The following is a 12,939-nucleotide window of genomic DNA, read 5'->3' on the forward strand; positions in this document are numbered from 1 at the left end:
GACATGCTTGATAATTCAATTTTATAAGGAGGTTTTATGATGAGCCAGCCAAAGGAATTATCAGAAAAGGAACGGGAAATTCGGGATAAGCAGCGTGAGCAGCACCGCGCAAACGGAAAAAAAGGCGGTCTTGCGACAAAAACGAGATATGGCCGAGAATATTATGTCAATTTAGGTAAGAAGAAAAAGCAAACGTGATCACGACTCCTTCATCTGTTCAATGGGCACCTTCTATATGGATAGAAATAAAGCGCGTTTTTCTCAAATAGAAAAGCGCGCTTTTCTATGTATAAAGAGGCAGCTTATTGTACTTTGTAAGGCGCCTCCCCTTCGAGCATCAGTCTCCATACATCAGCGAGATACGGCATTATGTCCGCAGCTGTATCAGTATCTGTCCATTTTATCGCAGAAACCGTTGCCGTATCCTCTATTTGTTCCGCACCTCCGACAACGGTGCCATGGAACGTGATAAAGAGGACGTGATTGTCTTTCATAAACGCCTCATTGATGCCTGCGATTCCTTCAAGCGTAACGGCAAGACCGGTCTCCTCTTTCGCCTCACGTACCGCTGCCTGTGCGAGTGTCTCTCCTGCTTCCACACCGCCACCCGGCAGTGACCATGAATCATGCTTTTTATTATGTACGAGCAACACACGACCTTCTTTCTGCAGCAGTACGTATGCAACATCGACGCGTTTCATCGTGATCCCCCCTCAAATAAATACATGACAGCCTCTGAAAAACGTTCTCCCCACGATGCTTCCTCATGCATCCCGTTTTCCTGCACGTGAAAGTGCGTATCTGCCTTTGTGCGCTGCAGCACGTTTGCCGCAGAAAAAACCGACTCCATGTAAGCTTTCGGACCGACCGATCCAACGTGTTCATCCGTGCCTGTATCGATGTAAATCCGGTGCTGAGGCGCTAACGCCGCATCTTTTATCTGCTGCTCCAGCTTATCCTGAAACAGCCAGCAGGCTGGGCTCAGCGCTGCCGCATACCGAATCAAGTGCGGATACAGGCAGACAGCGCTTAATGTACAGTTTCCTCCAGCAGAGCTTCCGGCCATTCCTGTTCGATCTGGATCTGTGCGCCATTCTTGGTCTATTGCTGGCTTCAGCTCTTCCATCAGATAGCGAATATACGCCGTTCCCTGACCGCCTGCCCGTAGAGAAGGATCGAGAGCCAGCTTTTGTTTCACGTCTGCCTGTAGCTCCCACATGCTGTATTCGTCGAGCCGACCGGTTCCTTCTGTGTTGCAATCGACGGCTGCTATTATTACATCTGCCCGCTCCGCTGCTTGCGAAGCACGCCAGCTTTTTCCGTAAAAAGCGCGCTTATCATCAAAGATGTTCTGGCCGTCATGCATATACAGCACCGGATAGCGCCTTATACTACTCTTATAGGAGTCCGGTGTGTAGATGCTGATCTGCCTGCGTTTACCAAGTACAGTCTGTTCATGTGTCTCGATCGGCATTGCCCTGACACCTCCTGTTTTTTCCAATTATAACATGCGTTTTTTTAAGCGTACGTGCAGATACTACATATATTTGCTGCGATGGATGTGCAGGAGACTGGGCCCTGATAGTGTAACATTCATTTCACCTAAAAACGGAAACATAAAAAGAGGACGACTACCTGTTTCCTATCGCAGGTAGTCGTCCTCTTCACTTAAGCAGGAAAAACATTTCAGTTTCCTGCCGTTTATACCCTGTCTTCCCAAGCTTCTTTCTCCGATTCTTTCATCTGCTCTTCAACTTCCTCTGGATAAGCGGTGCGGAACAAGTGGTCGTCATCCGCTATGACCTCTACCATCTTGCGGATCATATCTTCCGGATCATACTGCTCATCCAAAATCGTTTCCGTCTCCTTGATCGATTGTTCTTTAGTGAAGTGCTTATCCGGATGAAACCATTTCTTTCGTTCCTCAAACATCCGGTCATTAAATCCGGTTTCAAACGGCCCTGGATTAATCGTAGCTACTTGAACGCCAAACTCTTTCAGCTCTGCACGCATCGTTTTAGCGATGGATTCTATCGCATGTTTTGATGAACCATAGGCACCGAGATACGGCATCGGAACGATCCCGACGATGGAGCTGAGGAAAATGATCTTTCCTTGCTGCTTCTCAACAAACTTCTTCGCTGCAATTTGTGCATTTTCAAGCGTACTGAATACATTTGTCTCATAAATTTCACGCATTCTGTCAACGGGAATTTCCGAAATTGGTCCACCCTCACCAATCGCCGCGTTTGCAACAAATACATCGTAATCGTAGGACTCCAGAAGCTTTTGATCTTGTTTATCTGTAATGTCAAGCTTCACCACTTCTATATCGAGGCCTGCCGCTTCTGCCTCTTCCCGAAGCGGCGTCACCTGCGAAATGATTTCCACACCGGCGATCACCTTGTGCCCCTTTTTTGCTAAGCCAAGTGCCGTTCCTCTGCCCAGACCTGTCGCTGCGCCTGTGATAAAAACCGTTTTACTCATGTTGTCATTCCTCCTCTTTAGAAGCTATTGGCAGAATTCCCAAAAACATGTACTTGCAAACATCAACTTCTTTTTTTACCGAAATGAAAGAGTCCCAGCAGCAGCCATCCTGTCATAATCACAGCAGCCACAATCAATGCAGGAACTGGTCCAAATGCAATAATAAGCGGAACTGATGCCGCTGTTACAAGTCCGCCGCCTACAAAGATATCGAGCAGCAGCTGCTTGTAGCTGAAGCCATCTTTTGCAGGAGACTCATTTTGCGGGTCTGCCAATTTAATCAATAACAAGCCGGCGGCGCTCATTCCCATCGCTTGCCCCAGATCACCAATTCCTCGCTCGAACCAGTAGTCCGGCATGATTCGCGGAGCAATAAATATAAAGGCAACGACGTTCCATAAAATCGCACCCGCTGCCATAATGAGAAACGGAAACAGGTAATTGCCGATCACCGTAAGTGCAAGCGTCGCGATAGCTGCTGTGATCAGCATATCCAGAGCCAGCCCTTGAATACGATTAATCACACCCCGGTCGATGACGTTATGCTTCACCACATTTGTTAAAAACAGCTGAACGATGACTGCTCCAATCATGGCAAGCGGAAAAAGCGGCAGATGAGTAAAAATCTCGATCTCTTCGATCCAAAGTGCTTCTTCGATCAGAATCATGCCTTCCAGCATCAAAAATCCGATGGTGATGGCGACCCCAATGTATCCTAAATGAACGGTAAGGGTTTCAATGAATTCTGAATGCGTCGTTTGATGCCCGGCCGGTTCTTCCTGCTGATTTTCTTTTGCGATGAGCCCCTTCTTTTCCTCCTCGCTTATATCATCCGGGTTTTTAATAATCTCTGTTTTTCCTTTTCTGGCCGCCCAGTTCAGCAAACCCATTCCCAGAAATACGCCGGTTAGAACCCCGATGGTTGCAAGGCCAATCGCCAGATCCCGTCCTTCTTCAAAACCGACGGCTTCAAACGTGCCGGATAACCCTGCCGCTGTACCGTGCCCGCCGACAAAGCTGATTTCCAACAAGGCTCCTGCAGCTGGATTCATGCCGAAAACCGGTGTTAATATAAGGAGCGCTAACAGTGTTCCGATAACGTACATTCCCCAGGAAATAAAATGGGCAAATGTAATCTGCGGACCGGAAATCTCCCACATCTTTTTAATAGACGGGAATGTCATGCCGAGAAATAGGGATGCAAAGATGACGTTGATCAGTAACCCCGGTAGCTCGCTCCACACATCCACCATGGATTGAGGAAAGAATCCTCCCTCGTCAAACAAATTCACTCCAAATTGACCTGCTATTTCAGGACCGAGCAGCAAGCCAATTAAACCAGCAATCATCGAGCTTGGCAAAAAGAAGTTTTGAAAGAACGGTGTAAAGACGCGGATCCACTTTCCGATTAACAGTAAGATACCGAGAATAATCAAGCTGAATCCAACCAGCTCCGGACTGACATCCATTCTCATCCCCCCTGTGTTCATTCGTTTCTTTATGGTACTCATTTTCCAGTGAGCTATTAACGTAAACGTGATGGAAGTAATTTAGTTCGATATCAATAATAGCCGCCCTGCAAATAGACCAATCTTCAAAAGGAATGTGAAGGATAAGCCCTGCTTTTGTACTGCAAAAACGTTCCTTCACTTAGAGTCCGTTATCTCTTTGAGAATCTTGCAGTCCAGAAAATGATACGCAAAAAACCGTACAGGTCTCCCTGTACGGCCATTGTTTATACGTGGTCTGTTCGTTTAGACGGCCGGCTGCTCATGATGACGCATTGCTTACTCTGTTTCAAACCCGGGCTGGACGATGACAAATCCGTCGCCTTCAAATTTCATTTGAATCGACTCCCCGCTGCCTCGTCCTAAAAAGGTGCGGTAGTTGATGTCGGTGTGAAATTCCGGTGTGAGGCCGCCGGACCAGGCGACGGTCGCGGTCGGATCGGTGTAGACCGGCTTATCCGGCGTCACGCTTAGGGTAAGCGGCTCAAAATACGTGGTGATCGCTACTTTGCCCTCGCCTTTCAGCGTAACATTGAACAGGCCGCCTGACATCATGCCGGCGACTTTTCGCATCAGCTCAATATCCCATTCGACGGTCGGTTCAAATGCCAGCAGGTCATTGCCGTTGACCGTCAGCTGTCTGTTCCCAAGCTCCAGCACCGTCACACGCTTTCCCTGGTCTGCCAGAAACAGATTGCCGCGGCCCGTTGCTTTCATCAATTCGCCGCCTTCGCTCGTGAACGTCTTTTTAAACATTCGCTCGACCCCGTGCTCCAGCGCCCGCTCCCGTTCAAACTTAATTTCACCGGTATACGAGATCATCGCGCCCATTTTCGCCCAGACGTCTCCTGCCAGCTCCACCTCTAGAATGCGGTCTGACTGAAGTCCGAACGCTTCCTCCGGACGTCCTTTTCGTTCTGTGCGTTCAATAAACTGTTCAATCGAATAGCTGCTCATGCTTGCGGACACTCCTTTACGTCTAAAATACGTTTCATTGCTTCCTACGATTGGAAGTGCCGGCAGGTTTCTCTTTTTTTAGCACGGGAATAGCGGACATAAAGAGAGGAGTGCTTGCATGACAAAACCGATTGCGTTAACGAACATCCGGATCGAACAGCAGCAGCCCCCGCACCGTAAAGCCTATCTGGAAGGATTTGAGGACCCGTTTGATTTTGGCGTTCACGGAGGTGTGAAGGAGTTTTACAGAGTCGAACCCGAAACGGAATATCCATCCACGCTGGATCACATCGTCGCCGCTGCCGGCGGCTGACTGACCGGCACCCTTGCCGGCGCGCTGGATGCGCGTGACATCCCTCCCTATCCGGACCGACTGAAAACCGATGTACAAGGTACGATTGAAGCTCCCGAAGGCGTGCTAAAAATCACGAAAATTCACTGTCATTATCACATTCAAGTGCCTCGTGGAAAACGTGACCAGGCGGAGCGCGTTCTGCCGGTGTTCGAGAAAAAATGCCCGGTCGCACAAACCTTGAAAGGCTGTGTGGAATTCATCCACGACTGGACGATTGACGAATACGACTGAACAGACAGAAGCCGGTGATTCCCTGTGGATCACCGGCTGCTTTTTAGTACCTGTTATCCTATTGCGACAGCTTTTACTGCATTCTTTAACCCGCAACTTGTTCCTTTCTCTCTTCCTGATGCTTGACCTTGCTCCGAAAATCTACATGAAGCCAGCCTGCTAGCAGAAGGAGCAGCACAACCATTACGCCTGGAATGGCCCAGACAGCATTTGTGACGATGGATGTTCCAAAAAGCACGAGAACCATAACAGGCGACATGACATAGAAAGCCCGTGTGTTATACAGCCAGCCATATGGAAAAAAATGCGCTGCTACAATAACTGCTAGAAATAGGACCGCTTGTGATGGGGCCATGGAAACAGCCCAGAGCACGAGCGGTATGTACATCACCTGTGCAACATTCAGCTGCGATCCGAGCGACGCGAGCGGATGACCGTCAAACTTCCACTCCGCTTTTAACAGCACAGAAGCTGCCATTGCAAATGGGAACATGAGTCCAGTCGCAAACAGCATTCCTATATTTTGCGTATGCTGATCAAGCGGCAGAAAAAACAACATTGTAATCAGGCACCAGATGACGCTGGCTGCCGCAATAAATGCAATCCCGTTTTTCCCCCGTAAAGAAAGCTTTTCTCTCATATGATCAAATTCTGACATCCGTTTCCTCCTAAGTGAACCGTTCAATAGACTTTAAATCATCACCCTGCCGCCTATGGACAGGGTGATCATTAAACGATTCAATTCCTGACTTCAGGCGGTGAATTAAAAACCACCGGATCCGCCTCCTCCGCCGCCTGCTCCAGCCCCGCCGCCCGCGCTCGTTCCCGCGGAGCTATGCGTGCTCGAGGCTGCAGCTGTAGAAGAGGAGAACTGTGTACTTGCAAACAAGCCTGCTGTCATAAACACCGGGATCATATTGTCCTGATAAGCCGGCGCCGAGCCCTGCTTCATTTTCGGCATTGATTTGCTGAGCTGCCTGACGGATTTTACATTCAGCCCGAGGCCGTAAATAAAGGCGAGCTGCTGCTCATCCGGATCGAGCCGCTGCCAGTCTTCCGGCTCGTAGCCGGCAACCTCTTTTTTATAATCGTGCCACTCCCCGAGAAGCCGCCAGCCTTTTTCCGTACGCGGCTGGTGCAGCGCAGCAGCCGCAATGCCGGCGAATCCGGTGAGAAGAAGCAGTATCGCCGGTAGAAACAAGCCGAACAGGAAGTACATAACGGAGGCTGCAATGGCGCCGACTCCGGCTGCTCCCGCCAGTACTCTCAGACCCGTTCGCGGGATTTTCTGCTCTGCCTGATTTTTCTCATGAACAACTTCCTTTGCCCAGGCCGCTTTTTTCGTTTCGAACTCGTTGTAATTCGCTTCTTTTTTCAAATGCTGCTCGAGGTCGCTCATGTTAAACGTCGTTCCATCTCCAATATCGTCGAAGAGCATCGCGGTTAAAATTTGCTCATGGCCGCTTAATCCCTCGCGCGTCTTCAGCGTAAAGCTGTCTCCGTCCTGCTCAGCATATCCCTGCCGGACGAGGTCCAGAAGCGACGCCGTGAGCAGCTCGGACGTGACTGCAGGCTGCACATAAAACATCGTTGCCGGCAAACTCAGCTGCAAATCCGGCGCTCCTTTTTCAAAGCCCTTTTCCATCGCCCGCCGTTTGTTAGGGAGATACTTGCGTCGGTCGAACCAGATCGGCACGAGCGAGAGTCCCGCAAACAGGACAATCAGAATCGGTGCAAGCGTCGTCATCACGTTTTCTCTTGCTGCTGCAGCTGCCGCTGCTTCCTCTGCTTCCCGCTCCTCAGCCTCCAAGATTTCCATCAAAGAGTCCGCGGATGTGACGGTCGCTGCCGGAAACAGCTCTGCATCAAACGCGACGCGGAGATCCCCGTTTTCACCGGACGGAACCCGCCCCGGCAAAAAGGCGACCGTCGCTTCATCCAGCTGCTGTTCGGCGTCCTCAAGTGCATCGAATCCGGTGCCTAAAACTTCTTCCGACGGTCCTGGTGCATGGATACGGATTTCCATGTTCTCGTAGGCTGTTTCATTCGAGCGATCAAAAAACGCATAGTCGAAATCACCAAAATCCGTATAGCGTACGACCGCGTCTTCGATCACGTACGTTAAATCAACCGTAAACGTTTCATCCTCACCGGGCCGCTGAATCCGGTGTTCGCTCTCCTCCACCTCAATTGCGAGCGGTTCACCATCTTCAAACGCTTCCACGCTGTGAATCGTCATCTCCTCCGGCTCAATCAGCGATCGGATCACGCCATTAAATTCACCCTCAAACGCATACGTAAAGGATTCCTCTACTTGCGCCGAACCGTCCTCCTGCAAGTAGGCATCGATTTCAGCATTCGTAATCTCCAGTTCAAACGCAGACGCAGCTGCCGGTCCGACGAACAGCAAAATCAGCGCTGTTAAAAAGAATAACCAGTTTTTCATGTTCGCTCACCTCTTGTTTATCTTTTACGGAGCAAGCTGGAAAAGGTTTCTTTTTTCTGACAAAAGCGCTAAACTGACGAAAAAGGGGGGCACGTTATGAAGCACGAACCGATATCGATAGCTATGTCGGACGGTACAAGACTGGCAGGCTTTTTCGTTTCACCGCCAGAACACGGTCCGCACCCGCTCGTTATTCTCGCACCAGGTTCCGGCGGCCTATCCATTACGCTGGACTGGGAACAGGACAATTTCTTTTTGTATAAGAGCATCACGGAAACACTCGTTAACGAAGGGCGCTCGGTTCTGTTGCTCGATAAGCGCGGCGTCGGTCAGTCAGAAGGCGACTGGAGAACGCAGTCTTTTTTCGGCCGGGCAGCAGATATTCGCGATATGGCACTTATCATGAAAGAGAGACCGGATGTCATTTCAGAGCGGCTCAGCATCGCCGGTCACAGCCAGGGCGGCTGGATTGTCCAGCTGGCCGGTGCTCTTTATCCGCAATTTTTCAGCTCCGTTCTCAGCCTCGCAGGACCTGCGTGCAGCGTCACCGAGCAAATCATAGATGACACGGCCTCGCGCCTGATCCAGTCAAGGGCAGCCTTTCTGCTTCCGCTGGTCCCGGTGTGGGGCAGCCTGTTGAAAGGATATTATGCGTTGAAACGAACGAGTTACTTAGGCCGTATCATTGCCTACGATGCCAGACCGTATCTCGCTGTGCTCCGGCTTCCTGCTTATTACGTATTTGCTGAAAACGATGCACTCGTGCCGGTAAGCCGCAACGTACCGCTCATGAAAGCTCTTACGGAGGCCGCCGAGTCCTCTGTCATCATCACGATCATCCCTGCAGTCAACCACGCGTTCGCACGCGCAGGGCGCTATGAAAGCTGGGATACGATTACCCCAAAAGCGGATGATGCTTTTTTGGAAGAATTACGCCGTTACTGCCAATGGGAAGCCCGTCATTCCTGCTCATTATAAGAGGCCCGGATTTCCGAGAAGATATCCTGGATCAGCTCCTCAAGCTCTGCACGTGGCATCTCAACGTCGATCTCTTCCAGTTGAATGAGAAAAGACGTATCGCGGTAATTGGTAATCACCTGCAGAAGACCCAGCGTCTCTTCCGTACTAACATATAGTTCATGTCCATCTAGTTCGAACAGCTCTCCGTGATGGTCTTCGTTGTATTCCGTGGGGGTACCGCGCAGCCAGACCGGCTCCGGTCCCTGTCTTATTGTGAGCACCGGCTCTTCATACTCATACGGCCCTTCGAGTGCCGTCATATGGTCGGGCACTGCTTCTTCATCGGCATCTGCTTCTCCTGCTTGCTCCGCGTACTGCAGCAAAATCTCACTTTCGTCCTCTGCTACAGCGGCCAGCACGATCTCCATGCCTTCAAAAGACGGATAGCTGTAGGAAATGGACACTTCCTCTCCAATCGGATCAATCACAGGCGTTTCGCTGAATATAATAAGCACCGCGGCCGTAATCGCCGTGATTCCCGCAAAAGCGAACAGCGTTTGTTTGTTCATAGCTTTTCCTCCTTGTAAAAAAAACAGCCATGCTTCGCATGACTGTTTGGCTGCCTTACTCTACTCCGCTTCCACAGGAGACGGACCAGTTAAAGGCCATAAATCCGAGATCGTTTTCTGTAATCTGCTTGTTTGCTTCCACGCATGTGGAGACCGCTTCTGAATAGCCGCTGTAGCTGAACGCTGCAGCAACGATCGTGCCAATAAAGAGAAGCCCCACCACGAGCATAAATTTAAGCGGTACCGAATTCACCAAAAACACCCCTATTTATCATTGCTTTTTTCCCACCACGAGTGTATCATTCTTCCCTGTTTGATGGAAACCCGTTTCCTGAAAAAATTGAAACCGGCATAAACCGCCTACAGGAAACGTCCTGCCTACATGGCGAAACCGTCGGTTGATCACAAAAAAAGCACTGAGAGAAGGGATTCCCTCCTTTCAGTGCTGCTAAAACAGACGCCTATTCGTCGTCATCCTCTACTTCAAGCTCGTATTGAATGTGCTCGTGCACATCATCATCCTCTAAGTGAACCATGATATGGTAGCTGCCGTATTCATCCGGCTCAAATGCTTTTTCGTAGGTACCGGGTGCCGTTTCTTCTGTTTCCAGCCAGGTTCGCACGTCATCGCCGTGCTGCCAGATTTCAAGCCGGACGTCTCCGTTTTCCCAAGGCTCTTCCTCCCAGCTTACTTCCAATGAAATCGTCAGCTCCTCGAGCCCGTTCACCTGCTCGGGTGTCGTCCAATCGAGCGTCATGCTTTCATGCATCGGACCATGATCGTGACTGTGATCTTCGTGGTCGTGGTCGTGGTTTTCATTGTCTTGATCAAGATCTTCACCCTCTTCGTTATGGTTGTGATCATGATCATCCATGCTGTCAGCGTGCTCGGTGTCTTCTGCCTCCTCAAGCTCTTCTTCATCCGGTTCGCCGACTACAATATCGTGAACCGGCATGACGTGGGATCCTCGGGCGGTTGTGTGCGGCTGAATGTGGTATACCGCCTCGTCTTCAAACGTATAGCTGACCTCATACCAGCCTGCTTCACCCGGAAGATCAGACTCCACCATCTCACTGCCTTCTTTTGAACCAGCCTGCCAGATTTCCCATTTCACCTCACTGGCGTCATCTACGAGCTCGTCTCCCTGTGAAACGAGTACACGCAGCTCTGCTTCATCACCTGGATCGAGTGCCTCCGGTGCCTCAATTTCCGCTTCAAGCGGCTCCAGATTGATTTCGTCCACTCCGACTACGCCGGTTTGTTCGTTATTGTCTTCATCCGTTCCGCAGGCAGCCAGAAAGCCGACCGCCGCTGTCAGTATCCATGCTTTCCTCATGTTTGTATCCTCCTGGTTATGTATGTAAAGATTGGCAGGCGCAGCCCATATCCTGACGCACGAACGGCACCGCTTCTTCAAAGTTCATCAGGCTTCCGCCAAAGCCAGCCGCAAAATTCCGGGCTTCTTCATGCCGCTGAAAAACGAGCGTCTGCGGGCTGCAGCAAAACAGCGGCAGTGAACTGTTCACAACGAATACCGCCTGGCGGATATTGATCGTCGTATCGAGTAAAAAATCCCGGCCGATCAACTGCACCACCTCATCGCTTTTTTCGTTGAACCGAAGCAGCGCGCAGTGACTGCAGCATGTTTTCTCCTGCGAGCGATCGTGATACACGAGCTGCACAGAAAGTCTGTCTCCCGCTGGCTTTTGGCAGTAAGCGCAAGTCTCGCTCCCTTTTTGCTCCGGCACGAGCGCAGTGATCCCGCGGGATGTTTTCTGGACGCGTCCCTCCTGCTCCAGCTTCTGCACATCCCGGTAAATCGTCATTTCGGAAACCTGGCAGACGCGGCTGATGTCCGCTACTTGTACCACATCGTGATGATGAACCATATCGGCAATGATCTTCTGTCGTTCCAACGGTTTCATCGAAGCCGCCTCCTTTCTCTTTCCAGTTTACTGAAGCGACAGCCGGTTGACCAGCACAGAATGTGAAAACTTGTTACAAAATGTTGACCGTTCACAGAAGCCATTTTAACGGCGCTGCACAAAAAACACTGCGAAAAGGGGGAATACCTTCTCAACAGTGTTTTCGACTGCATATACTACCGATTGATCGGCTGCGGATTCAGCGATCGTGTCGACTGACGCTCCACGAGCCTCGAGGGAAACATGATCGGTACTGCCGTACGCCTGCCCCCACTGTCACGGGCATCCGCGATCATATTTAACACCGTCTGCGCAGCTGCCGATCCAAGCTCCTCTTTCGGGTGCGGTACCGTTGTCAGCTTTACTTCGGATGCTGTGGATAAAAACGAGTCGTCAAATCCGATGATCGATATATCATCCGGCACGTGCAGCTTGGATTCACGCAGCACGTCAAGCAGCAGAAGGGCGAGCTGATCGTTGTAGCAGACCACAGCAGTCGGGCGATGGGCAGCGGTCTCCTTCAGCTTGCGCGTTAATTCCTGCGCCGGCAGCGTCTGAATGTTCTCCGTCTGATATGTGACAATATGCTGCGGACTGAGCGGCATGCCGTGCTCGCGGTGCGCCTTAATAAAGCCTTTCATCCGCTTTGCCCCTTGAATATCATCGTTTTTGAAAAAGCCGACAATCCGCTCGTGTCCTGCTTCAAGCAGGTGGGAGGCTTGCAGCCGTCCCCCTTCAACATCGTCCATAACGACGTGCAGCGGCTCCAGTTCTTCATAATAAGCGTTGATCATCACATACGGAATACCGAGCTTTTCGATATTTAAATAGTAGTTGATGTTCGGATTCGGCAGCGCACTCTTCGTCGGTTCAATCAGCAAACCGTCAAACCGCTGAGAAAGCACTGCTTCCAGACAGCGCTTTTCCTCTTCATGATCGTTGTTTGTACTGAACACCGTCACCTGATAACCGTTCTCCCGGAACAATTTCTCTGCTCCACGGATAATAGAGGGAAAAATGTAGTCGGAAAAGTAGGTGGTGATCACGGCGATATTTTTTCTGCCGGAGCGGACGTCCGTCTCCTGGGTGCGATCGGCGCAGAACGTGCCTGCTCCCTGCTTTTTGTAAATCCAGCCTTCGTGCACCAGCTCGTCGATCGCTTTTCGAATCGTATGGCGGCTTACACCATATTCCTGAAGCAGTTCATTTTCAGAGCCGACTTTTTCGTGCGGCTGAAAGTACCCTTGCATGATTTTCGATTTAATTTCTGCTTTCACATAGCTGTATTTTGTTTTCATGCTCTTCTCACCTCTGCCGGCTGACCGAAACGCCGTCTATTTTTACCTCATCACTCATTCATTTTTTACACTTATACGTACAAATTTAGTATAGCATGCTTTCTTGCTGTCATCACGTCATTTACCTATTACTTTCTCATATCATTCCAAAAAACATACAAGTACCATCCGCTATATTGAACAGAAAGAGGCAGGGGCGTCC

General features: G+C 50.4%; 16 protein-coding genes. 4 read left to right on the forward strand and 12 right to left on the reverse strand.

Features of this window, described 5'->3' with window-relative positions; all coding sequences use genetic code 11:
- Positions 1-39 precede the first annotated feature (39 nt).
- Positions 40-198, forward strand: a complete 159-nt coding sequence (locus ACFO4L_RS12065) for a hypothetical protein (protein ID WP_377909927.1) — start codon at positions 40-42, stop codon at positions 196-198.
- Between the two features lie 104 nt (positions 199-302).
- Here ACFO4L_RS12065 and ACFO4L_RS12070 read toward each other — a convergent pair whose 3' ends face one another.
- From ACFO4L_RS12070 to ACFO4L_RS12090, 5 genes are all read right to left on the reverse strand, one after another.
- Positions 303-701: an NUDIX hydrolase gene (locus ACFO4L_RS12070; RefSeq protein ID WP_377909928.1), complete on the reverse strand. Its 399-nt coding sequence runs from the start codon at positions 699-701 to the stop codon at positions 303-305.
- Positions 698-1,474 carry an alpha/beta hydrolase gene (locus ACFO4L_RS12075; RefSeq protein ID WP_377909929.1) on the reverse strand — a complete coding sequence of 259 codons (777 nt, stop codon included), beginning with the start codon at positions 1,472-1,474 and terminating at the stop codon, positions 698-700. The genes ACFO4L_RS12070 and ACFO4L_RS12075 overlap by 4 nt, the downstream gene beginning before the upstream one ends.
- Positions 1,475-1,701: 227 nt before the next feature.
- On the reverse strand, positions 1,702-2,487 hold the full coding sequence (locus ACFO4L_RS12080) for an SDR family oxidoreductase (RefSeq protein WP_377909930.1): 786 nt from the start codon (positions 2,485-2,487) through the stop codon (positions 1,702-1,704).
- Between the two features lie 62 nt (positions 2,488-2,549).
- The gene (locus ACFO4L_RS12085; protein ID WP_377909931.1) at positions 2,550-3,956 is read right to left on the reverse strand and encodes a sodium/glutamate symporter; all 1,407 of its coding nucleotides are present in this window, start codon (positions 3,954-3,956) and stop codon (positions 2,550-2,552) included.
- A 318-nt stretch (positions 3,957-4,274) separates the two neighbouring features.
- Positions 4,275-4,952 (reverse strand): AIM24 family protein, encoded by a 678-nt coding sequence (locus tag ACFO4L_RS12090; protein ID WP_377909932.1) that lies wholly within the window; start codon positions 4,950-4,952, stop codon positions 4,275-4,277.
- 118 nt (positions 4,953-5,070) lie between these two features.
- Between ACFO4L_RS12090 and ACFO4L_RS12095 the strand changes: the two genes are divergently transcribed.
- Together ACFO4L_RS12095 and ACFO4L_RS12100 are read left to right on the forward strand one after the other, a co-directional pair.
- A complete protein-coding gene (locus ACFO4L_RS12095) occupies positions 5,071-5,265 on the forward strand; it encodes a hypothetical protein (protein ID WP_377909933.1) in 195 nt (64 codons plus the stop codon).
- A 39-nt stretch (positions 5,266-5,304) separates the two neighbouring features.
- Positions 5,305-5,538 carry an OsmC family protein gene (locus ACFO4L_RS12100; RefSeq protein ID WP_377910319.1) on the forward strand — a complete coding sequence of 78 codons (234 nt, stop codon included), beginning with the start codon at positions 5,305-5,307 and terminating at the stop codon, positions 5,536-5,538.
- A gap of 85 nt (positions 5,539-5,623) precedes the next feature.
- Here the strand turns inward: ACFO4L_RS12100 and ACFO4L_RS12105 are convergent, their stop codons facing one another.
- Positions 5,624-6,196 carry a DUF7010 family protein gene (locus ACFO4L_RS12105; protein WP_377909934.1) on the reverse strand — a complete coding sequence of 191 codons (573 nt, stop codon included), beginning with the start codon at positions 6,194-6,196 and terminating at the stop codon, positions 5,624-5,626.
- Between the two features lie 105 nt (positions 6,197-6,301).
- Positions 6,302-7,984 (reverse strand): DUF2207 domain-containing protein, encoded by a 1,683-nt coding sequence (locus tag ACFO4L_RS12110; protein WP_377909935.1) that lies wholly within the window; start codon positions 7,982-7,984, stop codon positions 6,302-6,304.
- Positions 7,985-8,080: 96 nt separating this feature from the next.
- On the opposite strand from ACFO4L_RS12110, the gene ACFO4L_RS12115 reads away from it, so the two are divergent.
- Complete coding sequence (locus tag ACFO4L_RS12115) at positions 8,081-8,962, forward strand: alpha/beta hydrolase family protein (protein ID WP_377909936.1); 882 nt, start codon at positions 8,081-8,083, stop codon at positions 8,960-8,962.
- Here the strand turns inward: ACFO4L_RS12115 and ACFO4L_RS12120 are convergent.
- The 5 genes from ACFO4L_RS12120 to ACFO4L_RS12140 form a co-directional block, all read right to left on the reverse strand.
- Positions 8,944-9,513 (reverse strand): hypothetical protein, encoded by a 570-nt coding sequence (locus ACFO4L_RS12120; protein WP_377909937.1) that lies wholly within the window; start codon positions 9,511-9,513, stop codon positions 8,944-8,946. The two genes, ACFO4L_RS12115 and ACFO4L_RS12120, sit on opposite strands and share 19 nt — an antisense overlap.
- A gap of 55 nt (positions 9,514-9,568) precedes the next feature.
- Complete coding sequence (locus tag ACFO4L_RS12125; RefSeq protein WP_377909938.1) at positions 9,569-9,766, reverse strand: hypothetical protein; 198 nt, start codon at positions 9,764-9,766, stop codon at positions 9,569-9,571.
- A 208-nt stretch (positions 9,767-9,974) separates the two neighbouring features.
- Positions 9,975-10,850 carry a FixH family protein gene (locus ACFO4L_RS12130; protein WP_377909939.1) on the reverse strand — a complete coding sequence of 292 codons (876 nt, stop codon included), beginning with the start codon at positions 10,848-10,850 and terminating at the stop codon, positions 9,975-9,977.
- 16 nt (positions 10,851-10,866) lie between these two features.
- Positions 10,867-11,439, reverse strand: coding sequence for a DeoR family transcriptional regulator (locus ACFO4L_RS12135; protein ID WP_377909940.1), 573 nt, complete (start codon positions 11,437-11,439; stop codon positions 10,867-10,869).
- A gap of 176 nt (positions 11,440-11,615) precedes the next feature.
- On the reverse strand, positions 11,616-12,737 hold the full coding sequence (locus ACFO4L_RS12140) for a GntR family transcriptional regulator (RefSeq protein WP_377909941.1): 1,122 nt from the start codon (positions 12,735-12,737) through the stop codon (positions 11,616-11,618).
- Between the last annotated feature and the right edge of the window lie 202 nt (positions 12,738-12,939).

The organism is Bacillus daqingensis (assembly GCF_042654445.1).
GTDB classification, from domain to species: Bacteria; Bacillota; Bacilli; order Bacillales; family Salisediminibacteriaceae; genus Alkalicoccus; species Alkalicoccus luteus.